The organism is Mycetocola sp. Y791, assembly GCF_059445325.1.
In genome coordinates this window covers 544,282-569,537 of record NZ_JCAIUC010000002.1, presented here as the reverse complement: position 1 = coordinate 569,537, position 25,256 = coordinate 544,282, and the positions used below count along the sequence as shown (strand labels likewise).

General features: G+C 64.4%; 28 protein-coding genes. 6 read left to right on the top strand and 22 right to left on the bottom strand.

Annotated elements, in window-relative coordinates; translation table 11 throughout:
* Nucleotides 1–132 precede the first annotated feature (132 nt).
* The 4 genes from AC1C2N_RS07590 to AC1C2N_RS07575 all read right to left on the bottom strand — a co-directional run bounded on the left by AC1C2N_RS07590 (nt 133) and on the right by AC1C2N_RS07575 (nt 4,453).
* Complete coding sequence (locus AC1C2N_RS07590) at nt 133–1,026, bottom strand: glycine betaine ABC transporter substrate-binding protein (protein WP_483406185.1); 894 nt, start codon at nt 1,024–1,026, stop codon at nt 133–135.
* 116 nt (nt 1,027–1,142) lie between these two features.
* Nucleotides 1,143–2,036, bottom strand: coding sequence for a glycine betaine ABC transporter substrate-binding protein (locus AC1C2N_RS07585; protein ID WP_495433520.1), 894 nt, complete (start codon nt 2,034–2,036; stop codon nt 1,143–1,145).
* A 72-nt stretch (nt 2,037–2,108) separates the two neighbouring features.
* Nucleotides 2,109–3,071, bottom strand: coding sequence for an ABC transporter permease (locus AC1C2N_RS07580; protein ID WP_495433519.1), 963 nt, complete (start codon nt 3,069–3,071; stop codon nt 2,109–2,111).
* Nucleotides 3,071–4,453 (bottom strand): quaternary amine ABC transporter ATP-binding protein, encoded by a 1,383-nt coding sequence (locus AC1C2N_RS07575; protein WP_495433518.1) that lies wholly within the window; start codon nt 4,451–4,453, stop codon nt 3,071–3,073. Before AC1C2N_RS07575 ends, AC1C2N_RS07580 begins: the two co-directional genes overlap by 1 nt.
* Before the next feature lie 427 nt (nt 4,454–4,880).
* Between AC1C2N_RS07575 and AC1C2N_RS07570 the strand changes: the two genes are divergently transcribed.
* A complete protein-coding gene (locus AC1C2N_RS07570; protein WP_495433517.1) occupies nt 4,881–5,513 on the top strand; it encodes a hypothetical protein in 633 nt (210 codons plus the stop codon).
* A gap of 70 nt (nt 5,514–5,583) precedes the next feature.
* On the opposite strand, the gene AC1C2N_RS07565 is transcribed toward AC1C2N_RS07570, so the two are convergent.
* From AC1C2N_RS07565 to AC1C2N_RS07550, 4 genes are read right to left on the bottom strand one after another with little or no spacing between them, the layout of a single operon-like run.
* Nucleotides 5,584–6,900 carry a dihydrolipoamide acetyltransferase family protein gene (locus tag AC1C2N_RS07565; protein ID WP_483406189.1) on the bottom strand — a complete coding sequence of 439 codons (1,317 nt, stop codon included), beginning with the start codon at nt 6,898–6,900 and terminating at the stop codon, nt 5,584–5,586.
* A 25-nt stretch (nt 6,901–6,925) separates the two neighbouring features.
* Nucleotides 6,926–7,924, bottom strand: coding sequence for an alpha-ketoacid dehydrogenase subunit beta (locus AC1C2N_RS07560; RefSeq protein ID WP_483406190.1), 999 nt, complete (start codon nt 7,922–7,924; stop codon nt 6,926–6,928).
* Entirely contained in the window at nt 7,921–9,060 is a 1,140-nt protein-coding gene (locus tag AC1C2N_RS07555) for a thiamine pyrophosphate-dependent dehydrogenase E1 component subunit alpha (protein WP_495433516.1), read from the bottom strand. Before AC1C2N_RS07555 ends, AC1C2N_RS07560 begins: the two co-directional genes overlap by 4 nt.
* A gap of 4 nt (nt 9,061–9,064) precedes the next feature.
* Complete coding sequence (locus tag AC1C2N_RS07550; RefSeq protein ID WP_495433515.1) at nt 9,065–10,195, bottom strand: histidinol-phosphate transaminase; 1,131 nt, start codon at nt 10,193–10,195, stop codon at nt 9,065–9,067.
* Nucleotides 10,196–10,358: 163 nt separating this feature from the next.
* Here AC1C2N_RS07550 and AC1C2N_RS07545 point away from each other — a divergent pair, with 163 nt between their 5' ends.
* Nucleotides 10,359–10,760, top strand: a complete 402-nt coding sequence (locus AC1C2N_RS07545; protein ID WP_495433514.1) for a phage holin family protein — start codon at nt 10,359–10,361, stop codon at nt 10,758–10,760.
* Between the two features lie 14 nt (nt 10,761–10,774).
* Here the strand turns inward: AC1C2N_RS07545 and AC1C2N_RS07540 are convergent, their stop codons facing one another.
* Nucleotides 10,775–12,193: an alpha/beta hydrolase gene (locus AC1C2N_RS07540; protein ID WP_495433513.1), complete on the bottom strand. Its 1,419-nt coding sequence runs from the start codon at nt 12,191–12,193 to the stop codon at nt 10,775–10,777.
* Nucleotides 12,193–12,630: a hypothetical protein gene (locus AC1C2N_RS07535; protein ID WP_495433512.1), complete on the bottom strand. Its 438-nt coding sequence runs from the start codon at nt 12,628–12,630 to the stop codon at nt 12,193–12,195. The genes AC1C2N_RS07540 and AC1C2N_RS07535 overlap by 1 nt, the downstream gene beginning before the upstream one ends.
* Nucleotides 12,631–12,833: 203 nt before the next feature.
* On the opposite strand from AC1C2N_RS07535, the gene AC1C2N_RS07530 reads away from it, so the two are divergent.
* The 3 genes from AC1C2N_RS07530 (at nt 12,834) to AC1C2N_RS07520 (ending at nt 15,083) form a co-directional block, all read left to right on the top strand.
* Nucleotides 12,834–13,361, top strand: a complete 528-nt coding sequence (locus tag AC1C2N_RS07530; RefSeq protein ID WP_483406195.1) for a low molecular weight protein-tyrosine-phosphatase — start codon at nt 12,834–12,836, stop codon at nt 13,359–13,361.
* Nucleotides 13,358–14,740: an adenylosuccinate lyase gene (purB, locus tag AC1C2N_RS07525; RefSeq protein ID WP_495433511.1), complete on the top strand. Its 1,383-nt coding sequence runs from the start codon at nt 13,358–13,360 to the stop codon at nt 14,738–14,740. Before AC1C2N_RS07530 ends, purB begins: the two co-directional genes overlap by 4 nt.
* A 160-nt stretch (nt 14,741–14,900) precedes the next feature.
* The gene (locus AC1C2N_RS07520; protein WP_483406197.1) at nt 14,901–15,083 is read left to right on the top strand and encodes a DUF1918 domain-containing protein; all 183 of its coding nucleotides are present in this window, start codon (nt 14,901–14,903) and stop codon (nt 15,081–15,083) included.
* Nucleotides 15,084–15,209: 126 nt separating this feature from the next.
* Here AC1C2N_RS07520 and AC1C2N_RS07515 read toward each other — a convergent pair whose 3' ends face one another.
* The 7 genes from AC1C2N_RS07515 to rpsF form a co-directional block, all read right to left on the bottom strand.
* Nucleotides 15,210–15,458 carry a hypothetical protein gene (locus AC1C2N_RS07515; protein ID WP_483406198.1) on the bottom strand — a complete coding sequence of 83 codons (249 nt, stop codon included), beginning with the start codon at nt 15,456–15,458 and terminating at the stop codon, nt 15,210–15,212.
* A complete protein-coding gene (locus AC1C2N_RS07510; protein ID WP_495433510.1) occupies nt 15,455–16,129 on the bottom strand; it encodes a DUF308 domain-containing protein in 675 nt (224 codons plus the stop codon). Before AC1C2N_RS07510 ends, AC1C2N_RS07515 begins: the two co-directional genes overlap by 4 nt.
* Nucleotides 16,130–16,212: 83 nt before the next feature.
* Complete coding sequence (dnaB, locus tag AC1C2N_RS07505; protein WP_483406200.1) at nt 16,213–17,592, bottom strand: replicative DNA helicase; 1,380 nt, start codon at nt 17,590–17,592, stop codon at nt 16,213–16,215.
* Between the two features lie 531 nt (nt 17,593–18,123).
* Nucleotides 18,124–18,576, bottom strand: a complete 453-nt coding sequence (gene rplI / locus AC1C2N_RS07500; protein WP_108392324.1) for a 50S ribosomal protein L9 — start codon at nt 18,574–18,576, stop codon at nt 18,124–18,126.
* Nucleotides 18,577–18,587: 11 nt separating this feature from the next.
* Nucleotides 18,588–18,851, bottom strand: coding sequence for a 30S ribosomal protein S18 (gene rpsR / locus AC1C2N_RS07495; protein ID WP_108392326.1), 264 nt, complete (start codon nt 18,849–18,851; stop codon nt 18,588–18,590).
* Nucleotides 18,852–18,908: 57 nt separating this feature from the next.
* On the bottom strand, nt 18,909–19,448 hold the full coding sequence (locus tag AC1C2N_RS07490; RefSeq protein ID WP_483406202.1) for a single-stranded DNA-binding protein: 540 nt from the start codon (nt 19,446–19,448) through the stop codon (nt 18,909–18,911).
* Between the two features lie 5 nt (nt 19,449–19,453).
* On the bottom strand, nt 19,454–19,864 hold the full coding sequence (gene rpsF / locus AC1C2N_RS07485) for a 30S ribosomal protein S6 (protein ID WP_121659358.1): 411 nt from the start codon (nt 19,862–19,864) through the stop codon (nt 19,454–19,456).
* A 377-nt stretch (nt 19,865–20,241) separates the two neighbouring features.
* On the opposite strand from rpsF, the gene AC1C2N_RS07480 reads away from it, so the two are divergent.
* Nucleotides 20,242–21,204 carry a hypothetical protein gene (locus AC1C2N_RS07480; RefSeq protein WP_495433509.1) on the top strand — a complete coding sequence of 321 codons (963 nt, stop codon included), beginning with the start codon at nt 20,242–20,244 and terminating at the stop codon, nt 21,202–21,204.
* 117 nt (nt 21,205–21,321) lie between these two features.
* On the opposite strand, the gene AC1C2N_RS07475 is transcribed toward AC1C2N_RS07480, so the two are convergent.
* The 5 genes from AC1C2N_RS07475 to AC1C2N_RS07455 are packed head-to-tail and all read right to left on the bottom strand — an operon-like array spanning nt 21,322 to nt 25,227.
* Nucleotides 21,322–22,641, bottom strand: coding sequence for an ABC transporter substrate-binding protein (locus tag AC1C2N_RS07475; RefSeq protein WP_495433508.1), 1,320 nt, complete (start codon nt 22,639–22,641; stop codon nt 21,322–21,324).
* 17 nt (nt 22,642–22,658) lie between these two features.
* The gene (locus AC1C2N_RS07470; protein WP_483406205.1) at nt 22,659–23,492 is read right to left on the bottom strand and encodes a carbohydrate ABC transporter permease; all 834 of its coding nucleotides are present in this window, start codon (nt 23,490–23,492) and stop codon (nt 22,659–22,661) included.
* The gene (locus AC1C2N_RS07465) at nt 23,479–24,450 is read right to left on the bottom strand and encodes a carbohydrate ABC transporter permease (RefSeq protein ID WP_495433507.1); all 972 of its coding nucleotides are present in this window, start codon (nt 24,448–24,450) and stop codon (nt 23,479–23,481) included. Before AC1C2N_RS07465 ends, AC1C2N_RS07470 begins: the two co-directional genes overlap by 14 nt.
* A 60-nt stretch (nt 24,451–24,510) precedes the next feature.
* Nucleotides 24,511–24,846, bottom strand: a complete 336-nt coding sequence (locus AC1C2N_RS07460) for a hypothetical protein (protein ID WP_495433506.1) — start codon at nt 24,844–24,846, stop codon at nt 24,511–24,513.
* Between the two features lie 51 nt (nt 24,847–24,897).
* The gene (locus AC1C2N_RS07455) at nt 24,898–25,227 is read right to left on the bottom strand and encodes a hypothetical protein (RefSeq protein ID WP_483406208.1); all 330 of its coding nucleotides are present in this window, start codon (nt 25,225–25,227) and stop codon (nt 24,898–24,900) included.
* Nucleotides 25,228–25,256 lie beyond the last annotated feature (29 nt).

Genomic DNA, 25,256 nt, shown 5'->3' with positions numbered 1-25,256 from the left:
CGATACTAGCCGTAATGATAACGGTTATCAATTTGTTTTGTGGGGCAGACCCCGCAGACAAACCACGAGAGCCCGGCTCGCCAGTGGCGGGCCGGGCTCTCGTTTCACCGAGTTGCTTCGGAGTCGGGGGTTTTAGGAGGTGAGTCCGTCGACGTACTCCTGGTTGTCGTCGATCCACTTCTCGACGATCGGTGCGTAGTCGTCACCGTCGTAGTCGACGAAGAGGGCCTTTTCCAGCGAGTACAGGGTGTCGAGGTCCATCTCGAAGTCCGAGAACCAGCCGGCGACAGTGGGGTGGCTTTCGCTGAAGTCGGTGGAGGCGTAGGAGTGGATCGACTCAACTGCGCCGAGTGCGCCCTCGGGGTCCTCGAGGTTCTTGAGCGGGAACTCACCGTATGCCCAGTGCGGCTCCCAGAGAGTAACGGCGATGTTCTCGCCCGCCTTGGTCGCACTGGTGAGCTCGGTCAGCATGGCCGACGTGGACGACGTGACGTACTCCATGTCTTCGAGGCCGTACGTCGGGATGACCCGTTCCTCGGTTGCCATGGTCAGTCCTGCGCCCGGCTCGATGCCGATGATCTTATTGTCGAACAGGTCTGCGTTCTCGGCGAGTTCCGCGAGCGAGTCGATCGGGGCATCCGCGTTGACAGCTATGGCGTTCTTGCCCTCGTTGTTCCACGCGCCGAGCTCGGCGATGTCGTCGCCGTACTCCTCGAGGTAGCTCTTGTGGGTGAACGGCAGCCAGACATCGAGGGTGACGTCGTAGTCGCCGGCCGCAACGCCGGCGAAAACCGGTGCGGGGTCTGCGTAGTCGAGGGCAACGTCGTAGCCCTTGTCGTTGAGGATGCTCTCCCAGAGAACGCTCGTTGCAACCGCTTCGTCCCAGCCGTTGAAGACCGCGATCGAGACATCCTTCTCGTCTCCGTTGTCGTGCGCTGCGGAGGTCTCGGCCGCCGTGCAGCCGGTGAGGGCGATGAGGCCGGCGCTGAGCGCTGCCACTGTTGTGATTCGTGAACCGGTGTTCATGGGATTACCTTTCGGCCGCCGGTATTCGGCGACATGGTTGTGGTGCCTGAACCGCGAGAAATGAAAAACGCCGGGGTGAGATCCAGCCCACCCCGGCGCTTGCCGGCTGTGTCGAACTAGGAGGTGAGCCCGTCGACGTATTCCTGGTTGCCTTCGATCCACTTCTCGACGATCGGTGCGTAGTCGTCACCGTCGTAGTCGATGAACATGGCCTTCACGAGTGACATGAGGGTTTCACTGTCCATCTCGAAGTTCTCGAGGTATCCGGCAGCCTTCGGCGAGTTCTCGGCGAACTCGGTGCTTCCGTAGCTGTAGAGGCTCTCGGTGGCGCCGAACGCGCCATCGGGGTCCTCGAGGTTCTTCAGCGGGAACTGCGCGTACGCGCGGTGCGGCTCCCACAGGGTGACGACGACGTTCTCGCCCTTGTCCGTCGCGCTCTTGAGTTCGGACAGCATGGCGGCCGTCGATGAGGTCAGGAACTCCATGTCGTCGAGCCCGTAGGTCGGGATGACCGCATCCTCCATCGCCGCGGTGAGGCCGGCGCCGGGCTCGATGCCGACGATCGTGTTGTTGAAGAGGTCGGCGTTCTCGGCCAGTTCGTCGATCGAATCGATCGGTGCGTCCTCGTTGACCGCGAGTGTCAGCTTGGACTCGTCGTTCCAGGCGCCGAGCTCGACGATGTCGTCACCGTAGTTGTCGAGGTATGCCTCGTGCGTGACGGGCAACCACACGTCGGTCGTGAAGTCGTAGTCACCCGAGGAGAGGCCCTCGAAAACCGGCGCGGGATCGGCGAACTCGAGGTCGACGGAGTATCCCTCGTCTTCAAGGATGGTCTTCCAGAGCCAGCTGGTCGCCACTCCTTCATCCCAGCCGTTGAACACAGCGAGGGTGAGGTCGGTCTTCTCGCCACCATCGGCCGAGTCTGACGAGCCCGTGCTTGCGCATCCGGCCAGTCCAACCAGACCGACCGTCGCGAGTGCTGCAATGGCGATTCTGCTGTATTTCTTCATTCTTACCTCTCAGTGCTGTCGATCAGATCCTGCTGGCCGGGCCCACCGCGTGAACCCGGCCGATGTGTGTGGTTAGGCGCTTGCGCCCTGCGGGGTGCGGCTGTCGGTGGGTGCACCCGCACCGGCGGCCTGTGCGATGAGCTGCTCGTCCTTCGGTGAAACGGGAGTCACCCCGGAACCGGAAGAAGCGGCATCCGCCTTCTTCGCACGCTTTTTCCTTGTGCCAAGTGACGCGGTGAGGCGGTCGAGAACAATGGCGAGGATGACGACAGACAAACCGGCTTCGAAGCCGAGGCCGATGTCGATGCGGTTGAGACTTGCGACGACGTCGCCGCCGAGTCCGCCAGCGCCGACCATTCCGGCGATGACGACCATGGAGAGCGACAGCATGATGACCTGGTTGATACCGGCCATGATGCTCGGCATCGCGAGCGGCAGCTGGATCTGGCGCAGGATTCGGAAGGGTGACGAACCGAAGGCGTGACCGGCCTCGACAACTTCCTTGTCAACGCCACGGATGCCGAGCTCGGTGAGACGGACGCCGGGGGCGAGCGCGAAGATGATCGTCGCGACGATTCCCGGAACGACACCGACGCGGAACAGGATGAGCGCGGGGATGAGGTACACGAACGCAGGCATGGTCTGCAGGAAGTCGAGGATCGGCTTGAGGATCCGCGACCAGGTGTCGGAGCGCGCACCGAGAATGCCGAGCGGCACGCTGATGAGCACCGCGAGGAAGCTGGCGACGAGCACGAGGGACAGTGAGTCCATCGCGTTCTCCCACTGGTCGACCGAGAAGATCAGCGCGAAGCCGATAACGACACCGACGGCGAGCTTCCAGCCCGTCGCGAGGAAGCCAAGAACAGCGACCGCGAGGATGATGACCCAGAACGGCGGGGTCTGGAGAATCAGGTTGACGAGGTCGTAGAGACCGAGGAAGACGGCGCGAAGCACGTCGAACAACGGCTGGAGCGTGTCGGTGAGGATGTCGACAAAGTCTTCGACCCACTGGCCGAGCGGAATACGGAAATCCATCAGCGAAGGCTCCCTTCAGAAGCGGTGCGGACATCGTCGGCAGGCATTGCCCTGGCCTGGTCGACTTCGTCGGTGAGCCCAGCGGTTTCGCGGAGCGTCTGGGTGATGACGTCGACGGCAACGGTTGCCGGAGTCTCGATGACCTGGTTTTCACCGGTGGCCGTCGGCAGGTTGGCAAGCGCGGCGAGCAGCGTGACGCGGGGAATGGCGCCGAGCAGGCGGCCCTTCTCATCGACGACGGCGACGGGCAGCTGGCTTTCGGCTGCTGGCTCGAACAGGTCGACCAGGTACTGGTCGGGTCCGACCGTTGCCGGGTCGTTGCGGACGATCGGCATCAGGTCGCGGTTGCCCGCCTTGACGAGGCCGAGCACCTCGCGGTCGTGAACGACGCCGAGCAGCCTGCGGCCGTTTCCGACGACGAAAGCGGCGGATGTCTGCATGTCACGCATGGTGCGCAGCGCGGCACGCGGTCCGGCTGAGCCGGAGACGACGGCGCGCGCCGGCTCCATCACGCTCGCGGCGGTGAGCACGCGGGCACGGTCGACGTCCTGGACGAACTGGGCGACGTAGTCGTTGGCCGGATCGGTGAGGATCTCATCGGGAGTTCCGACCTGCACGATGCGACCGTCGCGCATGACGGCGATGCGGTCACCGAGGAACATGGCCTCGTTGAGGTCGTGGGTGATGAAGATGATCGTCTTGCCGAGCTCCTGCTGGAGTTCGACGAGCTGTTCCTGCATCTCACGCCGGATGAGCGGGTCGAGTGCCGAGAATGCCTCGTCCATGAGCAGGACGTCGGTGTCTGCGGCGAGCGCGCGGGCAAGGCCAACGCGCTGCTGCATTCCACCGGAGAGCTCGCCCGGAAGCTTGTCTTCCCAGCCGGAGAGACCGACGCGGGAGACGACCTTCTGCGCGCGCTCACGCCGCTCGGCCAGGGGCACACCCTGGACTTCGAGAGCGTAAGCGGCGTTATCGAGCACCGTGCGGTGCGGCAGGAGGGCGAAGTGCTGGAAGACCATGGAGATCTTCGACCGGCGCACCTCGCGGAGCTGCTTCGCGGGCACACCGCTCACGGCTGAGCCGTAGACGGCTACGGAGCCGGATGTCGGCTCGAGCAGCCCATTGAGCATGCGGATCAGCGTGGACTTGCCCGAACCGCTGAGGCCCATGACAACGAAGATCTCGCCCTTTTGAACGTCGAAACTTGCGTCGATGACCGCGGCGGTTCCGAGCGAGGACAGCTCATCCCGTTTCGCTCCGCCTTGCAATCGCTTGACGACGTCGCGCGGCTTTTTGCCAAAGACTTTGTAGACATTGTTTACCTCAACGGCAACAGTGTTGGTCACGTTTTCTCCGTGCGCGCGCAGGTGCCACAGCCACATTTCATGACTTTCCCGGGAGGGGACGGATGCCTGCACGGCATTCTCGTAAGTTACGACCGGGTCAGGGACGAGTGCACCTGCCCCACCCATCAAGCGGCGACGACCAGTGCGTCTGAAGCGATTCGGGAGCTGTGCTGACGCGGCCATGGGACCGCCGCCAACGTCACAAGACCATACGTCCGAATGCGCGACATTCCTGTGTCACATTCGCCCGCGGACTAGCGTTACGGCCATCATGGCCAGGGACGAGCCTAACAGAAACCGGAGGGAGCTTATTCTGGGCTGTGCCTTTGCCGTGAAACTGCCCAGAGTCTGAGTGCCGGCGCGCACGGCCACGCGCTTGGACACTGCCCTGGATATCTTCGCAGTGTGCTCACGGCATCCGTTCGTAAACTGGGCCAACTCGACAACATGCAAGGAGCACACCATGGGTTTTCTTGACAGGCTTTTTGGCTCAGGCCAGCAGGACGCACAGCAGCAGTACCGCCCGCAACAGCAGGGCTACGGGCAGCAGGGCCAGCGCACCGACGATGAAATCGCCGTGGAGCGTTACCGCTACCTGCTGCGCACGGCTCCCCCCGAGGCAATTGAGCAGGCTCACGAAGAGGCGTTCGCAAAGCTGACGCCCGAGCAGAGGCAGCTCCTGTTCACGCAGCTCAGCGCTGACGCTGCACCGGGTGATGCGCCACGCGGCGACGACCCCCGGTCGCTCGCGCAATCGGCGACGCGTTCCGAGTTGCGCCAGCCCGGCACGATGGAGCGCACCATGAACGGCCCTGGCTTCGGCAGCATGGTCGGCGCGTCACTCCTCGGCACCGTCGCCGGGTATGTCATCGCTTCGGCTGTCGTCGGAACGTTCATGCCTGACCCGTCAACCGAGGCCGGCGCAGAGGGGGCCGGCGCGGATGAGTCAGGTTCAGATGGCGGATCGGATGCCGGTTCAGACGCTGGCGCGGATGCCGGCGGCGGAGACGGCGGCGGTTGGGGCGACTTCGGAGGCGGCGGGGGCTTCGGTGGCGGAGACTTCGGCGGCGGCGGAGACTTCGGCGGCGGCTTTTAGGCCCGCTGCCGAACCGGCAGCCACCGCTCCTCGGGTCGCGCGCTGAGCGCCACCCGAGGAGCGTGCACTTCTACTCGAGCAGCAGCGCCGGTTCCTCGATGATCGAGGCGACATCGGCGAGGAATCGCGACGCGACATCACCATCGACGACCCTGTGGTCGAACGACGCACCGAGGGTCGTGACGAAGCGAGGTCGCACCTCACCGTCGACAACCCACGGCTTCTGCTTGATCGTGCCGAGCGCAACGATCCCGACCTCACCCGGGTTGAGGATCGGTGTTCCGGTGTCCATCCCGAACACACCGATGTTCGTGATGGTGATGGTGCCGTTCTGCTGGTCGGCGGGGGGCGTCTTTCCCTCACGCGCGGTGAGGGTGAGCTGCTCAAGCGACTGAGCCAGCTCGAGCAGCGTCATCGACTGCGCTTCCTTGACGTTCGGAACAATGAGCCCGCGCGGGGTGGCGGCGGCGACACCGAGGTTGACGTAGTGCCGGACGATGATCTCCTCATCGGTCCAGGTTGCGTTCACCGTCGGGTTCCGGCGCACGGCCCAGATCATCGCCTTTGCCATGATCAGCAGCGGCGAAACCTTGACCCCGGCAAAGTCGGTCGAATTCTTGAGCCGTTTGATGAACTCCATGGTGCGGGTCGCATCGACGTCGACGAACAGCGACACGTGCGGGGCCTTGAACGCAGCCTCGACCATCGCTTTCGCGATCTGCTTACGAACACCCTTGACCGGAATCCGTTCCTCGCGGGTGTCGCCCCACTCGGGTGTTTCGATGTTGCGGAACACACTCGCCTGGCCGGCCTCGCGCACCACGTCGTCCCGGGTGACCTCTCCCCCGACACCGGTGCCGGTGACCTGGGCGAGGTCGACGCCGAGGTCCTTCGCGAGCTTGCGGATCGGCGGTTTCGCGATCACCGGGCCCTTCGCGGGTGGGACGGATGCCGGTCGAGCGGCGGGCGGGACGGGCCGCGTCCGCGCGCGGCGGCGAGAAGACACATGCCCGGCATCGCCGTAGCCCACGAGAACCGCGCCGGGCTTCTCGTCGTCAACGGTGCCCCTGGTGTCGGCAACCGCTTCTGCGAACTCCGTTGAGACGGCGGGCGGGGCGACTTCTGCAGCTGCCTGGCCACCGGCATCCGCTGCACTGATCGTGATGATCGGGGTGCCGACATCGACGGTTGTGCCCTCGGTGACGAGGATGGATGCGACGGTGCCCGCGAAGGGCGATGGCAGCTCGACGAGGGACTTGGCGGTCTCGATCTCGACGATCACCTGGTTGAGCTCGACGGCGTCGCCTGGCGCGACCTTCCACGAGACCACTTCGGCCTCGGTGAGCCCTTCACCGGCATCCGGCATCAAAAACTGGAACTCACTCATGGTTCTCCATTCGGTCGACGGGCGACTAGTAGGCGAGCGCGCGATCGACGGCCTCGAGGATGCGGTCGGCGTCGGGCAGGTACAGCGCCTCGAGCTTGGCCGGCGGGAAGGGGACATCGAAGCCGGAAACCCGCAGTACCGGGGCTTCGAGCGAATAGAAGGCGCGCTCGGCAACCGTCGCCGCAATCTCAGAACCGACGGAGACGTTGCCCGGTGCTTCCTGGGCGACGACGAGGCGGCCGGTCTTGCGCACGCTCTCGAGGATCGGGCCATAGTCGATCGGCGAGATCGACCTGAGGTCGATCACTTCGAGGCTGATGCCCTCCGCAGCCGCCAGCTCTGCGGCCTGGATCAGCATGCTGACCATCGCGCCGTGTGCAACGACCGTGACGTCAGTTCCCGTCCGCACGATCCGGCTCGCGTGCAGCGGTGCTGCTGATCCGGAGAGGTCGACCTCGCCCTTGGGCCAGTACCGGCTCTTGGGCTCGAAGAACATGACGGGGTCGTTCGACGCGATCGCTTCCTGGATCATCCAGTACGCGTCGTTCGGTGTCGATGGGCTGACCGAGCGAAGGCCAGCGGTGTGGGCGAAATACGCCTCGGGGCTTTCCTGGTGGTGCTCGATCGCACCGATATGTCCGCCGTACGGCACCCGGATGACAACGGGCATCTCGAGGGCGCCCTCGTTGCGATTGGTCAGTTTGGCGAGCTGCGACGTGATCTGGTTGAAGCCGGGGTAGATGAAGCCGTCGAACTGGATCTCGCACACCGGGCGGTAGCCGCGCATGGCGAGGCCGATCGCTGTCCCGATAATGCCCGACTCCGCGAGCGGGGTGTCGAGCACCCGGCTCTCTCCGAACTCGGCCTGCAATCCCTCGGTGATGCGGAAGACGCCACCGAGCTTGCCGATGTCCTCGCCCATCAGGAGGACCTTGTCGTTCTCGACCATCGCCTGCCGGAGTCCGGCGTTGATGGCCTTCGCCATGGGCATGGTCGCGACCTGCGCGTCGATGCTCAGCGTCATGCTGCACCTCCGGCCATGGTGCGCTCGTAGGCCGACAGCCACTCCCGCTCCTCGGTGACGAGCGGGTGGTCTTCGCTGTAGACGTTGTCGAACATGCTGGTCAGGTCCGGGTCCTTAATGGCGTGTGTGCGCGCACGGATGTCTGCGGTGTAATCGCGTGCCTGCTCGGCGACACCGGCGAAGAACTCGTCCGAGGCGCCCTGACCGCGGAGGAACGCCTCGAACCGCACGATCGGATCCTTGAGGATCCACGAGTCGGTCATTTCCTGGGTGCGGTACTTCGTCGGGTCGTCACTCGTGGTGTGTGCGCCGACGCGATAGGTGAGCGCTTCGATGAGCTGCGGGCCACCGCCTGACCTGGCATCCGACAGGTGTTTGGCCGAGACCGCGTAGCTCGCGAGCACGTCGTTGCCGTCAACCTGCACGGCGGGAAGGCCGAAGCCTTTGGCCCGTTCGAAGAGCGGTGTCCGCGACTGGGTGGTCACAGGAACGCTGATCGCCCAGTGATTGTTCTGCAGGAAGAACACCTGCGGGGTCTGGTAGCTGGCAGCGAAGATCATGGCCTCGTTGACGTCGCCCTGGCTGGTCGCTCCGTCGCCGAAGTAGACCATCACTGCCTCGTCGGTTTCGGGATTTCCCGTTGCCGTCGCGCCGTCGAACTTCACGCCCATCGCATAGCCCGTCGCGTGCAGCGCCTGCGCTCCGATGACGAGTGTGTACGGGCGGAAATTGCCGTTGGCCGGGTCGGAGATGTCCCAGCCCGAGTGGGTGGTTCCGCGCATGACCTCGATGATGCCGAGGAGGTCGACCCCGCGAATCAAGCCGACGGCGTGCTCCCGATACGACGGGAAGATGTGGTCCTGGGCGCGCGCGGCGCGACCGGATCCAACCTGGGCACCCTCCTGGCCGTGGCACGGCGGCCACAGGGCGAGCTGGCCCTGACGCTGCAGGTTCGCCGCCTCGGTGTCGAACGCCCGAGCGATGACCATGTCCCGGTAGAACTGTTCGTGGTCCTGATCGGTCAGCGCGTCGAGATACGGCAGATACGGCTCGGCCGACGCGGTCGGTGAATAGCTTCCGTCAGTGGCCAGAACCTGGACCGGGGGCGTGAGAGACGTCGTTTCGGTTTCCGCCATTGTCCTAACCTAACTGCCGGGCCGGATGCCCAGCTGGTAGAGATCCCACAACGTCCGCGCTCGCCTGTAGGAGCTTCTCCATAGCTTCTTCCTCGCCAATCGTGATTCTGATGCCCGATCCGGGGAAGGCCCGCGCCACGATCCCGTGGCTGAGGAACACCTCATTCACGTGGAGCGTCTCGTCACCCGTTGCGAGCCAGATGAAGTTGCCCTGGGCATCCGGCACTCTCCAGCCCTGGTCGAGAAGCGCCGAACGGATGCTGTCGCGCAGCACGCTGAGACGGTCCACCCGTTCGAGCAACTCGTCTTCGAGCCCGAGCGAGGCGATGGCCGCTGACTGGGCGGGCTGGGTGACCGAAAGCGGGATGGCAGACGCGCGCGCTGCGTCGAGAATGCCTGCGGGCCCGAGAGCCCAGCCGACGCGGAGGCCGGCGAGCCCGTATGCCTTGGAGAAGGTGCGCAGGACGACGAGGTTCGGGTAGCGGCCGGTCAGGGTGAGTCCATTGACGGCATCCGGGTTCGTGACGAACTCGGCGTACGCCTCATCGAGGAGGACGAGGACGTCGGCGGGAACCCGCTCCATGAATGCCTCGAACTCAGCGGCGGTGACAATCGCGGAGGTGGGGTTGTTCGGCGTGCACACGATGACGACGCGGGTTCGCTCGTCGATCGCCGCGGCAATAGCGTCGAGGTCGTGAGTCCCGTCGTCCCGGTTGGGGACCTGCACGCTCTCGGCGCCCGCGACGGTGACGAGCCCCGGGTAGGCCTCGAAGGAACGCCACGCGTAGACGACGGTGTCGCCTGGGCCCGCGGCAGCGGTGATGAACTGGCTGAGCAACGCAACGGAACCCGATCCGATGTGGATCTCCTCGGGGCTGACGCCGTGTTTCTCAGCGAGCACCTCCCGCAGCGCGGCAGCGCTCGCGTCCGGGTATCGATTGAACGCCCCCGCAGCGACGACAGCCTCGACGACCCCGGGCAGTGGGGGGAAAGGGTTCTCGTTGCTGGACAACTTGAACGCATCATCCGTCGCCGCTTTGCCCTGCCGGTAGGGGGGCGTTGCGAGTATCTCCGGCCGAAGCTTCACCGCGGGCCGGGAAAGCGGGTGATCTGCGTTTGCCGGGGTGAAAGTCACACGTCGAGTCTAGACAGGGGCCATTCCGCTGATCGCATACGTACGGGCGCGGATACGTACGTTCCGCTCGGCGTTGGCCGCCCCGGCCGGGGGTTCGAGACGGGTGTCGCCGCACGGGCTCACAGGGGAATGCACTGATTCCGACGCGGTGCCATAGTAGAGCATGGCCAAATTCCTCCTGAACATCGTCATCAACGCTGTGGCGATCTGGTTGACCACGCTCGTTGTCGCCGGCGTGCAGGTCACCCCGTACGCACCGAACAACGGTGTGGCAACGGCGCTGACCTACCTGTTCGTCGCCCTCATTTTCGCGATCGTGAACAGCATCATCGGCACGGTGATCAAAATCGTGGCCTTCCCGCTCTATATTCTGACGCTCGGCCTGATCTCGTTCATCATCAACGGCCTGCTCCTTCTCATGGCTGGCTGGGTCAGCGGATGGTTCGGCTTCGGTCTCACGGTCGACGGTTTCTGGTGGGCGGTTCTCGGTGCTCTCGTGATCAGCGTCATCAACTGGATCTTCCAGATCATCCTGCGGCCGCAGCGCCGATCCTCGGCCCGCTGACTCCAAGCGGGGCGTCACCCCGGTCGAACCCGCTCCGAACGAAACGCCTGGGCGACCCCGGCGCCTGAGCCGATTCCGGCCAGCGCCTCGGTGAGGTCAGTGAGTCGCGGGTCGGTGGACTCATCGATGAGCGCTGCCGTCGTCTCATACCCGTTCATGGAGTGGGACGCCCCACCGTCGTCGGCGCCCGGCGGGGTTTCATCGAAGAGGGAGCGGGAAACGACGAGACGGTCGCGTCCTTCGGCCCCGTCGACCGGTTCGCCTCCGAGCGCTGGCACGAGGTCCTCCGCGTGCTCGACCGCAACCTGGGTGACCGAGTCCGGCACGGCGACCTGCCCGCTCGGCGCACCAAAGGTGACGAGAGACTGGGTATCGAAGCTCCCTGACTCGGCGATGCGGGCGGCGACAAGCCCGCCCTGGGAATGGCCGAAGAGGTTGACCCGGTCGCCGGGCTGGATCCCGGCCTGCTCCATGGCATCGAGCGTGGCCCTGTACGCCCCCGCGTCGCTGTCAGCGACCGCGGCCAGGTTGCTCGCCATGTCGAACGGCTCGGCGCTGTTGCCGCCGAAGTCCGTCGTGCCCGCGATGTACACCGCGTAGGAGGCGGTGCCAGAGGGGTGCGTGTACTTCTCGACAGTAATCTGGGGTCTTCCCACGCCGGTCGGAGGAATCCGTCGCGCGGCATCCGCGAGGGAGGCCGGGGGCCGTACATCCCGCGCGACCCCGTAGCTGACGGTCCGCACCGGCGTCTCGGTGAATACGTGTCGTCCGCCGAGGACGATTGCGGCGCTGGCGACAGTGTCGAGTCCGACGAGGCCGGTCCCTTCATCGCCGAGGATCCGCGCCGCGGGCAGACTCGTTCCGCTGAATCCCATCAGGATGTCGTCTGCCGCTGACACCACATCGCGCACCATCCCCACGAACGCCGGATTCGCGGTGAGGCCCGGGTTTTGCGCCAGTCCACCGGCGAGGCCGACCCCGAGAAGCGCGGCAGCGCGGCGCAGCGCCGGCTGCTTCATGACCGTCGCGGTGAGAATCAGGCCTGGCAGAAGAGGGAGTGCTCCGATGACGAGGTTGCGCAGATACGTGCCGACCAGGAACCCGGCGAACGCCTGCATGGCACCGAGAGCCTCCCGGCTTCGTGCCTCTCCGTCCGCGTAGGCATTCGCGGCATCCTGAACCACTTTGCCGAGCCGCTCGGCGCAGTCCGACGCGTCGGTGAACAACCGGCTGGCCTTCATCAGCGGGGGTTCCGCGAATCCGTATGGTGCGGCATCCGTCGACCACTCCGTCAGGCACCGCGCGATCGATGCCCCGTGTGCCCAGTCGGTTGCGTCGACGGCGAGAACATCGAGAGCGCTCGAGAATGCGAAAAGCTCCTCGGTTGAGACGCTCGTCAGCCCGCCCGTCGACAGGGTGAGCGAGTCGGACATCAGAGAGCGCCTGTCGCGCCAGGGCCGCCGCTCGCTGCTGGGTAGTCGGGGTAGCCACGGGAACCGGGCGCCGCTCCGCCCCCGGAATAGCTGGCGAGGGCCGCCCTTCTCGCGTGCTCACACTGCTCGAGCGCCTCGGTGAGATGAATCGCAGCGAGGGTGAGCCGGTCTGCGAGTTCGGAAACCCTCGCCTCGAACTCGGCCCGGCTGGAGGACCGCCAGGTCAGGTCGCCCGCTGCATCGAGAATGCGCCGTCGGCCGGGCGTGACATTCTGCTGGAGCGCATCGATCCGACGGCGCTGTTCGGAGATGACGTCCAGAGCCCGCAATTGCGCCGCGCGAAATTCCGCGTCCCCCGCTGCGCCGACCCCGCCAATCATCGCCGTATCCAGTGCCGCGGTGATCGCTGTCGTGATGGGCGTATTGACCCTCGTCATCGTGATTCTCTCCTTCACTTTTCACTGCACTCGCGGGGTGAGCTGTGCTCCAGAGAAGCGCTCGGCCGTCGGATCCAGTGTGGCCGGGCGACCCCGAGAGATCCGCGATGCGCACAGGCCGTGGACAGCCCACCCCGATTCGGGGGTTTGTGAAGGGGTTTGGGGGACTCCCGCCTGAGCCTCGAGCGGTACAGAATAGGGGAATGATTTCCGACCCGGACCCGACCGAGGTGCAACCTTTCCGGGTGTGCTTCGTGTGCGCAGGCAATATCTGCCGATCGCCGATGGCCGAAATCGTCTTCCAGCACCTCGTGCGCCAGGCCGGGCTGAGCCGATACGTGGAGACGGTGTCCGCCGGAACCGGAGACTGGCATGTCGGCGAACAGGCAGATGCCCGCACCATCGCCGCGCTCCGTAAGTACGGCTACGACGGCGCACGGCACCGGGCGAAGCAGTTCAACCCGGACTGGTTCGAGAAGCTCGACCTGGTCGTTGCCCTCGACCGCACCCACGATCGGGTCCTTCGGGCGTGGGCGCCGACCGAGACGGACCGCGGAAAGATCGCGCTTTTGCTCAGTTTCGACGCAGAACGCAGCGAATTGACCGACGTTCCCGACCCCTACTACGCGGATGACGAAATGTTCGATCGGGTATTGGGCATGATTGAGGGGGCGATCCGTCAACTTTTTCGCCAGATCGAACCCGCAATCCGACAGGGAGCCACCCGATGACCTCACTACCCGCCCAGCCACTCAGCCCGCTCGATGGCCGTTATTCCTCTGTGGTGAGCCCGCTGGGTGAGTACCTGTCCGAGGCCGGCCTCAACCGGGCGCGGGTGCAGGTCGAGGTCGAATGGCTCATTTACCTGACCGGTGCAGGAATGTTCGGATCCGCACCGCTCAGCGAAGAGCAGATCTTTTCGCTCCGTTCGCTGTACCTCTACTTCGGCCAGGCCGAGATCGACTGGCTCGCCGAGAAAGAAGCGGTCACACGCCACGATGTGAAGGCCGTCGAGTACCTCGTGCGCGACCGGCTCGCGTCCCTCGGCCTCGACTCCATCGCCGAGCTGACGCACTTCGCCTGCACGAGCGAAGACATCAACAACCTCGCGTACGCGCTCACCGTATCGAACGCCGTTCAGGCGGTGTGGCTCCCGAAGCTGCGGGTCACCATCGACACGCTGCAGGCGCTGGCCGTGAAGCACAGGGCGGATGCCATGCTGGCGCGCACACACGGACAGCCGGCGACGCCAACCACCATGGGGCACGAGCTCGCGGTCTTCGTCTTCAGGCTCGAACGCATCGCCAAGCAGATCGACGGCACCGAATACCTCGGCAAGTTCTCGGGCGCGACAGGCAACTTCGCCGCTCACACCGTCGCTGATCCGACAGCGGACTGGCCGGCTCTGTCCCGGGCTTTCGTCGAATCGCTCGGACTGGTCTGGAACCCGCTGACCACCCAGATCGAATCGCACGACTGGCAGGCGGAGCTCTACGGTCGCGTCTCGCACGCCAACCGGGTGTTGCACAACCTCGCAACCGACACCTGGACCTACATTTCGATGGGCTACTTCCGGCAGATCCCGCAGGCCGGTGCCACGGGTTCGTCGACGATGCCACACAAGATCAACCCAATCCGGTTCGAGAACGCCGAAGCCAACCTTGAACTCTCCAGCGCCCTGCTCGACTCGCTCGCCGCAACCCTCGTCACCTCCAGGCTGCAGCGCGACCTCACCGACTCGACGACCCAGCGCAACATCGGTGTCGGGCTCGGGCACTCGCTGCTCGCCCTCGACAACCTCGCCCGCGGTCTCGGTGAGATCGACCTCGACCGCGAGGTGCTGGCTGCGGACCTCAACGCCAACTGGGAGGTTCTCGGCGAGGCGATCCAGACGGTCATCCGCGCCGAGGTTGTCGCCGGTCGCTCGACGATCACCGACCCGTACGCCCTGCTCAAGGACCTCACCAGGGGCAAGCGCATCGGCCGTGACGACCTGATCGAGTTCGTATCGACGCTCGACATCGGCGTCGACGCGAAGGAGCGCCTGCTCGCTCTCACCCCCGCGCACTACACGGGCCTCGCCGACGAGCTCGTCGACTACCTGGCGTAGCGCCCGCGTAACCGCGAGAAAATCAGAAGCGGTCGAGAACATCACGCGCAACCGATGTTCTCGACCGGAACTGATGTTCTCGGCGCGTGCTCGACAAGTGCCACGCGTCGACCCTTCCGCGTTTCGCACACCGCGCGTACCCTGAAATCGGGAGGCGATCATGCAGACAACAGCCGGACAGCGGATTGTCATTCGGGGCCAGAGCGTCGGAGCGCCGGAACGGCACGGACAGATCCTCGAGGTGCGTGGCCCGGACGGCGCACCGCCCTATTACATCCGGTTTGACGATGGCCACGAGAGCCTCGTCTATCCGGGGCCGGACTGCGTCCTGGAACACGCCTGACCTGGCATCCGCGGACCGTGCCAGCAAGCTAGCGGGCGCGGGTCAGGAGCCGACCGGCAGAACCCGGCTGCCAGAGCCCTGGCATCAGTTCCCGAGAGTCAGAGCCCGGGCATTACCGCCCGAGAGTCAGTGCCCGGTGTCCTGGTCGTGAATGTCTTTCTTCTCCATGTCGTCGGGCTTGACCGTGAGGGCGAACATGGCGATGAAGACGAGCGTCACGATGAACGCGATACCGAACCCGATCAGCGCAAAGGAGATGTCGCGGGTCACCATGAGGGTCACGAGGCCGGTGAAGATTCCAGCGACCGCAGCGAAGACAAGCAACTCGACCGGTTTGAGAATCTCGCGACGGCTTGGTGGCTGTGGTGTGCTCATGATTGTGACTCCGTAGTGCCTGTTGTGGACGAACGCCCCGCGCCGTCCGTTCCCCATTTGAGCGACAAACCGCCAATGATGAGGAGTACGGCGACGATCGCGGCGTAAGCGCCGAAGACCCCCACCGTAACGATGGATGCTGTGAGGCTGCGGTCGACGCCGTCAGGCCCGGTGTAGTGCTGGTCGAGTCCCGGCGGCACGAGCAGGTAGACGATGCCGAGGAGCACTGTGGCCCCGCCGACGGTCATCCAGTCTCGCGCGAACGGCGATCGCCCGCGCAGGCGGAAGCCGCTGTAGAGCTCGAGAACGCCGGTGAGCAGCGCCCAGATGATCACCGTGAGGAAGAGACCGGGCAGCGCGGATGTGCCGGTTCCGGCGAGGAACAGAGCGGCCGCGCCGGCGAAGAGGCTGACAACTCCGCTCAGGAGGAAGTTGAGGCGCGAGCCCCGATCGTCAGCGAGGACCCGTGGCACGAACACCACGGCCATCAGGCCGGTGACCACGGCGAATGCGCCAAAGACCGTCAGACCGAGGGGAGCCGAGTGGTCGACGCTGAACGTGATGACTGCGGCCGCGACCGCCGCTGGTACCGCCCTCAGCACCTGGAAGATCCAGTACCGCGACGTCGAGTCGACGGAGCCGCGTGGTGCAGCAGCGGCGGAACTGGCCAAGGAGAACGCCTCTTTCGTGGTGGAGCGTGAGGGGGATACCTCTAGTCTACGCGGCGTAGAAGAACGCGGGACTCGGCCGGGGCTTAGGCCGGCGCGAGGTCGGCGAACCGCGAGAAGTGGCCGTGGAAGGCGACGGTTACCGTGCGCGTCGGTCCGTTACGGTGCTTGGCGACGATGAGGTCCGCTTCACCGGCTCGCGGGTTGTCTTTCTCGTAGGCGCTCTCTCGGTGCAACAGGATGACCATATCGGCATCCTGCTCGAGCGAACCGGACTCACGGAGGTCGGAGATCGCCGGCATCTTGTCAGCACGCTGCTCGGGTCCACGGTTCAGCTGCGAAAGCGCGATGACGGGAACCTTGAGCTCCTTCGCGAGAAGCTTCAGTGCACGCGAGAACTCCGAAACCTCCTGCTGGCGGCTTTCGACACGCTTTCCGGACGTCATGAGCTGCAGGTAGTCGATCACCACGAGCTTGAGTCCGACGCGCTGCTTGAGCCTGCGGCACTTGGCGCGAATCTCGACGAGCGTCATATTGGGGCTGTCGTCGATGTAGAGCGGGGCGTCGTTGATCCGCCCACGCACAGCCGCGAGTTTGTTCCAGTCGCGCTGGTCGACGTTTCCTTTACGCATGCTCTGAAGTGGCACGGATGCCTCGGCTGAGAGGAGTCGCATGGCGATTTCGCTCCGCCCCATTTCCAGCGAGAAGAAGATCGACGGCTGGTCGTTTCCGATCGATGCAGCGCGCGCGAAGTCGAGCGCGAGGGTCGACTTACCGAGCGCAGGTCGGGCCGCCACGATGATGAGTTGGCCACCGTGGAAGCCGTTGGTGAGGTCGTCGAGTTCGGCGAACCCGGTCGGCGTGCCGACCATCTTGCCATCTGAGCCGTTGTTCGCTTCGATCTCTTCGAACGCGGTTCCGACGGCTTCGTTGAGCGGCACGTAGTCTTCGGCCGTCGTCGACCCGGTCACGCCGTAGATCTCGGCCTGGGCGGTGTTGACGAGGTCGAGGACCTCACCCTCGCCCGCGTAACCCATCTGCACGATGCGGGTTCCCGCCTCGACGAGGCGACGGAGCAGCGCCCGTTCTGCGACGATCGAGGCATAGAAGCCTGCGTTGGCTGCCGTCGGCACGAGGCTCGTCAGCGTGTGCAGGTAATCAGCGCCGCCCGCACGGGACAGCTCACCGGTCTTGATCAGTTCATCGGTGACGGCGATGACATCCGTCGGTTCGCCGTGGGAATACAGCGACAGAATCGCGTCGAAGATGATTTCGTGCTTGGGGATGTAGAAGTCAACACCGCGCACCGACTCGACGACGTCAGCCACTGCGTCTTTCGAGAGGAGCATTCCACCGAGAGCGGACTGCTCAGCGAGCAGGTCGTGAGGTGGGGTCCGCTCAGCGCGCTGCTCCGGTCGTTCGCCCGACGACTGATGGTCGTTGAGCCCGAGATGAGCGATCGACACTCGTTCCTCCTCTGGCTTTTCAGCCCGTCCGGCGGGGACAGCTCATGACTTTCATGCTCAGTTACAGCAGATCATCGACCACCGACATTGGTGGGATGAACCGCCTGGCGCGCCCCGATAAAAACCTGCGCTGCTACACACTAGGAGCGCCACTCCCCCGGCACAAATGCGCCTGTGGATAACTCTGTGAATAAAGTGGGCGAAACGCCGGGCGGTGTGTGCACAAGGTGTGGATAGATCTGTGGAAAGGGAAATACTTTTTCCCGATAAATAGCTCCTGACCGGGCAAATCCTGTTTCCACATGTGTGCACTTCGGCCTGTTTAGAGTTTGTGTTGAACGTTGGCGCGCCGCCGAACACCTGTGCACAAATAACTTGACATTTCGGCTAACAGGGCTAGAGGCATCCATACAGAAGTCGAATAGATCCTCATGTTTACGGCGCGAAAAAGCGGCTAAGCCCGTGAGGGCTCAGCCGCTTATTCGAGAGGGGATGACGGGCTTTTGACCCGTCACCCCGCATCGCGTTGTACTACTTGGCAGCAACCACCTGGAGGGTGATGACGGCGCTGAGGTCTTCGCGCAGGCGGACCCGAGCTTCGTGCGTACCGACGGACTTGATCGGAGACGGGATCTCGATCTTGCGCTTGTCGATCTGGCCGAGGCCAGCTGCGGCGACAGCGTCAGCGACAGTGCCTGTCTTGACGGAACCGAAGAGACGGCCTTCAGCGCCAGCCTTGACGGCGAGCTTGACCTTGGTGCCTTCGAGGGCAGCCTTGAGGGACTGAGCGTCTTCGAGGGTGGCAAGTTCGCGCGCTGCGCGTGCGGCCTTGATCTGCTCGACCTGCTTCTCAGCACCGCGGCTCCACGCAATGCCGAAGCCCTGCGGGATCAGGTAGTTACGTGCGTAACCGTTCTTGACCTCGATGATGTCACCAGGAGTGCCGAGACCGGTCACTTCGTGCGTGAGGATGAGTTTTGACATGTGAGTGTTCCTTACCTGCCTGAGCCGGCGTAGGGAAGAAGAGCCATCTCGCGTGCGTTCTTGACTGCACGGGCGATGAGGCGCTGCTCCTGGACGGAAACACCGGTGATGCGGCGGGCGCGGATCTTTCCACGCTCGGAGATGAACTTGCGAAGGGTCGGGACATCCTTGTAGTCGATGACCCCAACGCGGATTGCCTTCGCGGGAGCGAGCGGCTTGCCGCCCTTGCCACCGCGGGCAGGCTTGCGGCTTGCGCCGCTAGACTTTCCAGCCATTTGGTTTCCTTAGTGTGAATGTGTCCGCCGGGACCTGGGCCCCAGCGGACGAAGTGTTTAGAAAGGGGTGTCGTCGCCGTAGGATCCGGGCGTGTTCCAGCTGTCGCCGGAATTGCCCGCATTGCCTGCGTTCGAGTTGCCGCCACCGAACGCCTGTGGGGCGGCCGGTGCACTTGCTGCCCACGGCTCGTCCTGGACTGCAGCGGGGCCGCGGCCACCACCACCGCCGGAGGACTGTGCGCGGCTGACCTGTGCGGTTGCGTACCGAAGCGAAGGGCCGATCTCGTCAACCTCGAGTTCCATCGAGGTGCGCTTTTCGCCTTCCTTCGTTTCGTACGAACGCTGCTTCAGACGCCCGGTAGCGATGACACGGCTACCCTTGGTGAGCGATCCGGCGACGTGCTCGGCGAATTCACGCCAAACGCTCGCTCGCAGGAACAGTGCTTCGCCGTCTTTCCACTCGTTAGCCGCGCGATCGAAATTGCGCGGAGTGGATGCGATGGTGAAGTTGGCAACCGCCAGCCCGTTCTGCGTGTAACGCAGCTCAGGGTCAGACGTGAGGTTGCCCACCACGGTGATTACGGTCTCGCCAGCCATCGGGACTAAGCGCCTTCGACCGTTGCCGGCTCGGCAGGCTTGGCGTCAACCTTGGCCTTGGTGGCAGCAGCCTTGCGGGCAGCCTTCTCCTCGGCGCGCTTGCCTTCGGACTCAACGAGAGCGATTGCTTCTTCGGCACGCAGCACCTTGGTGCGCATGACTGCCTCGGAGAGCTTCAGCTGACGGTCGAGCTCGACCGTTGCTTCGCTCGTCGCGGTGAAGTCGACGACGGCGTAGATGCCTTCGGTCTTCTTGTTGATTTCGTAAGCCAGGCGACGACGGCCCCAGATGTCAACCTTGTCGATGGTTCCACCATCGTTGCGGATGACATTAAGGAACTTATCGAGACTGGGAGCAACTGTGCGCTCGTCAATCTCGGGGTCGAGGATAACCATGAGTTCATACTGATGCGTCACTAACCCACCTCCTTCGGACTCGAACGGCTGCAGACGATCTGCAGCAGGAGGGTTCTAGCATCGTTGGACCGCACGGGAACAGAGTGTTCACATACGGGCAACCTGAGTAGCTTACCGGATCTCGCCGGGTTTTACCTATTGGGGCCGGCATCCGCTGACCCTGTCCGTGGCTGCTTCGAGTGCAGGACATCGCGAGAGCATCACTTCCGGTCGAGAACATCCGGCGCAACTGATGTTCTCGACCGCAGCTGATGTTCTCGCTCCGGGCTCGGTCGCGCCGAGAGAGGTCCCCCACAGCGCCGCCACCCCCGCCACCTTTCCCACCGCTTACCCGGGAACCTCGCTACACGCCGCCGAGCCGCGCCATCCTCGAGACCATGGCGACCGATCTGATTCGCGACGACGACCCCCTGCAACTCACCCGCTCCCTCGAACTGATCGGGGGCGACGGGAGGGCGCTTCGGCGCGGCCTCGCGTCCGGCACTGTCGTCGGCCTCCGCCGCGGCGCCTATGTCGCGAGTGATACCTGGGCAGCACTCACCGACCGGGACAGGTACCTGCTCCGCATGCGGGCGGCCACAGCCACCCGTGCGGGCGACGCGGTGTTTGGCTACGAGTCGGCGGCTGCCCTGTGGGGGCTTCCGGTGATCGGCAGCTGGCCCGACACCGTTCACCTCTATTCGGCCGACGGCAGTCGGCGCGCGTCCCGCAACGGTGTTCTGTGGCATCAGGCGCCGCTCGGCGACACTGATGTCGTGGAGCTCAACGGCACTCTCGTGACGAGTCTGGCTCGGACGATGCTCGACCTCGCTCGATCGGCGACCTTCCTCTCAGCCGTTGCCACGCTCGACGCCGCACTCGCTCGCGCTGCGCGCGGCCGCGACGACACGACAGCGGCCGAGCTCGTGCGGAGCGATCTTCTGGAGCGACTCGCCGCGCTGGGGCCGGCCAGAGGCACCCGCCGGGCCCTGCGGGCAATCACCTTCGCGTCGCCGAACGCGGAGTCACCCGGCGAGTCGGCGAGCAGGGTGACCATGCACCGGTGCGGATTTCCGGCACCTGTTCTCCAGTTCCCGGTGACCGACAGGAACGGCACCACCTGGTTCGCTGACTTCGGCTGGCCAGCGTTTCGACTGCTCGGCGAGTTCGACGGTTACGTCAAGTACTCGCGGGCATCCATGACCGGCGGCACCAGCATCGAAGAGATCGTGTGGGCTGAGAAACGGCGCGAGGATCTGATGCGCGGCACCGGCAACGGGATGGTCAGGTGGTTGTGGGATGCCGCGCTGAGCCCGCGGCTTCTCACCGCGGCGCTGCGCGAGGCTGGCCTGCCCCAGTAGGCACGCCGGTAAGCACGAGAACATCAGTTCCGGTCGAGAACACCCCGCGGAACTGATGGCCTCGGCCGGAAGTGATGTTCTCGGGGTGGGGCAACGCGCGGGGCGGGCTCGGGAGAGCTAGCCCGCGATCGCCGCGTTCGCCGCGTCCTCGGCCCGCTTCAGACCGGCCTTCACGTCGAGCGTTCCCTTGAAGATCTCCTGGAAGATCGGGTCGAACGCCTCGAATCCCTTGCCGTAGTTGGGTCCGGTCGGAGCGGGAATCGGACCGGCCTCGTCGATCACGTCGAAGAACGGGTCCACCGAGACGTTCTCGCCGTCCCAGAAGTCGAAGTAACCAGCCTGCGCGCTCTTCACAGCGGGCACGGCTGCACCCGAGGTACCGAGATACCCGTTACCTTCCTCCGAGCCAAGCCAGGCGAGGACCTCCGCGATGGCATCCTGTTTCTCGGATGCCGCGTTGCCAGCGACGACGACGCCGTTCGTCACCGAGACACGGCCAGCAGGCCCGGCGGGAATCGGCGCGACGCCCCACTCGAATTCCGCGCCGTCGGCGATGTTCTTGAGGTTGTAGAGGCCCGACTGGAACATGGCGACCTTGCCCTGCAGGAACGCGTCACGGCTGAAGTCGCTGTTGGTGTTGGTGTCAGCGGCTGACGGCGCGACCTTCGCAACGTTGATGGCGTTCACGAGGTAACTGACAGCTTCGACCGTCCTGGGATCCGTGAAGGCGAACTCGTCGCCCTCCTGGTAGACACCGCCGTTCGATCCGATGAACGGGAGCGTGATCGCCTGGGTGTCGTAACCGACGTTTGTGCCGTACTGCGCGATCGCCCCGTTGAACGCGGGGTCAGCGGCCGAGACTCCGGCTGTGTCGAGGGTCAGCGCCTTCGCGACAGGCAGGTAGGTGTCCGCGGCCGGGTCCGGGGACCAGGTGAGGTCGGCGAGGGACTCAGGGGTCACTCCCGCAGCGTCAAGAAGCGCCTTGTTGTAGTAGACACCCACTCCGGCGTCGTACAGCTGCGGAACTCCCCACAGCTTGCCGTCGCGGGTGAACTGGTTGACAACACTTTGTTCCCACTCGGCGCTGGCGTCGTCGCCGAGGACGTCGTCGACGTTCACGAGCTTTCCCGAATCGGCGTATGCGCCGAAGTAGGAGTTGTTGACCCAGAAGATGTCATCCATCGTCTTGCCGGCGATGTCGGTGCGGAGCTTGGTCCAGTAGTCGCCCCAGCCGACGATGTTGATCTCGACGTCGATCTCGGGATTCTGCTTCTCGAACGCCGCGAAGGATTCCTCATAGGCCTCGGCCACGGTGTCGTCCCAGAGCCGGAACGACACTGTCGTCTTTTCGTCGTCAGGGCTGCCTGCCGCACAACCGGTGAGTGCGAGGGCGGACGCGGCGACGACTGCCGCAAACTGAAGAAAACGCTGAGCCATTTCGGGTGGTCTTTCTTTTACTTGAATCCGGAGATCGTGATGGAGCGGACGACCTGCTTCTGGAAGGCCAAAAACAGCACGACCAGCGGGACCAGGGCGAGCGTCGTCGCGGCCATCACGAGGGTCCAATTGCCGTTGTACTGAGACTGGAGGCTAGCAGTTGCGACTGTGATGACCCTCCAGTCCGGTCCCGTCGTGATGACGAGGGGCCAGAGGAAACTGTTCCACTGGCTGACGATGGTGATGAGGGTAAGTGTCGCGAGAATCGGTTTCGAGAGGGGAACGATGATGCTGCGGAGGATGCGCCAGTGCCCGGCCCCGTCGATCCTCGCGGCATCGACGAGGTCATTGGGAATGCCGCGGAAATACTCGCGGAGCAGGAAGATCGCATACGGGCTACCGAACATGAACGGCAGAACCAGTCCCCAGAACGTGTTGCGAAGTCCCAGTTCGACCATCATCAGGTACAGCGGAATGACGAGCACAATATTTGGGACCATCAGGCCGGAGAGATAGACCCAGAACAGCACACGGCGGCCAACGAAGTCGATGCGGGCGAAGGCATATGCAGCGAGCACCGAGAACCCCAGCTGGAATATGACGATGACGGATGTCACGGCGACCGTCACGAGGATCGCATTCCCGAATTCGGCTGGCCCGGTGAGCAGCGTCACAAAGTTCTCGAACGCGAACGGAGCCGGCACGGTGAGTGAATCCTCACTCGCGAACTGGCGCGGCGATTTGAATGCGGTCATCACGCTGAGCACAAATGGCCCGAGCGTGACGATGGCGGCCGCGATGAGGATCAGGTAGGCGCCGATGGTGGTGATGATGCGGCTAGGAGAGGTCATAGGTCGTCCTCTTGCCGAAGTAGAGCTGCTGGCCAAGCGTGATGACGACGAGCACGGACAGAAGCACAACGGCCATGACGGCGGCGTGCCCGAGATCAAAGGTCGAGAAAGCCTCGCTGTAGATGCGGGACGCGACGACGTCGGTCCTGCCGTACGTACCGGCATCCGTCACGACGAACGGACCACCGCCGGTGAGCGCGTAGATCTGGTCGAACAACTGGAAGACGCTGATCACGCTCGTGACGAGCACGAAGAAGGTGGTCGGCCTGAGTAGCGGCAGCTTGATTCGGAAGAACGTGGCGATCGGACCCGCCCCGTCCATGCGCGCAGCGTCGAGGATCTGAGTGGGGATATTGAGCAGTCCCGCCATGAAGAACAGGGTGATGTAGCCGACGTTTGACCAGATCACCACGGCGGCAACGGATGGGAGCGCAAGCGCGGGATCGCTGAGCCACTCGATGCGTGTGCCGATCAGGTCATTGAGCAGGCCATCGGTGGGCGCCAGGATCCAGCGCCAGACGATGCCGAGAGCGAGCGGGGCACATACCCACGGGAGAATGTAAATGGTTCGGAAGAACAGTGACCCGGGGAGCCCGCGGGTGAGCAGCGAAGCGGCGACGACGCCGAGCACCGTCTGCACCGGAATCACGATCACGACGAAGAACAGCGTCACGGCGAGCGAGTTGTAAAACGTGGGGTCACTGAACACGTCACCGTAGTTCGCAAAACCGACCGGCGTTATCGGGGAGAGCAGATCCCAGCTCTGGAAGCTCAACCAGAACACCACGAGGATCGGCAGCACAAGGAACGCGGCGAGGCCGAAGAGGCTCGGTGCGAGCATCGAGTACGCGGCGACGTTGCTCCTGCCGCGATGAGTCCTGCGGCTGGGCATGGGAGGCCTGCCGTGGTCTGTCCTGCGGCTGGGCGCGGACACGCCTTGCTGCAGTATTTCGGGCATCCGTCAATCGTAAATGCTGCATCGGGGTCACCCCGACCGCGCACGACGGATGCTGCGGCGTCAGTCCTCGGGGATCACCGGGTTATTACCCGGCGTCGCGTGAGGCAGATCTTCCTCGACGTCGTGTTCCACCGACGAGATCGGATTTCCCGGCGTCGTCCGGTCAACGTCGTCGTCGACCTCATCAGTGCCCGAAAGCGGATTTCCCACCGTGGCGTGAAGTTGGTTTTCTTCGGCGAGGTGTTCCGGATCCTCGATGGGGTCACCGGTCGTTGTGTAATCCGCACCGTTCGCTGCCTGAGATTTGTCGGCGGTCCTGAATTTCTCGTCCGAGCCGTATTCCTCCGTTGGAATAGCTGGCTTCACCCGGTCGTCCGGGTCGTGTGAGTGAGTCATTCTGCAGACACTACGCGCGCGATGAGGCCAGCAACAGGGGCTTTCTGCGGGTCAGTGCGCGCCGAGCTTCTCCGGTGACACTGTGTTGAGGAGCGAACGGATGCTCCCGTCGAGAGTGAGCTTTTGGGAAACCTCGACGGCCCGCGCGAGGTCGGGACCCGTCAGCGCGACGTACACCGGTTCGACATGGTGGACGAATCCGATAGTCATGCCGTTAAGGAGCACTTTCTCAACGTCCTGCCCGGCGTGCTTGAGGTGAAGTTCAACATCCCGCTCCACCTTGTCGCTCTCGAGCTGGATATGAACAAGCCAGGTTGCCGTCTTCGGTTTGCGACCGAATGTGGTCGCTGTGTCGATTCGCTCGGCGGTGGTGATGCGCATGAGATCCTCCTGACATGCGTACGCTGCGT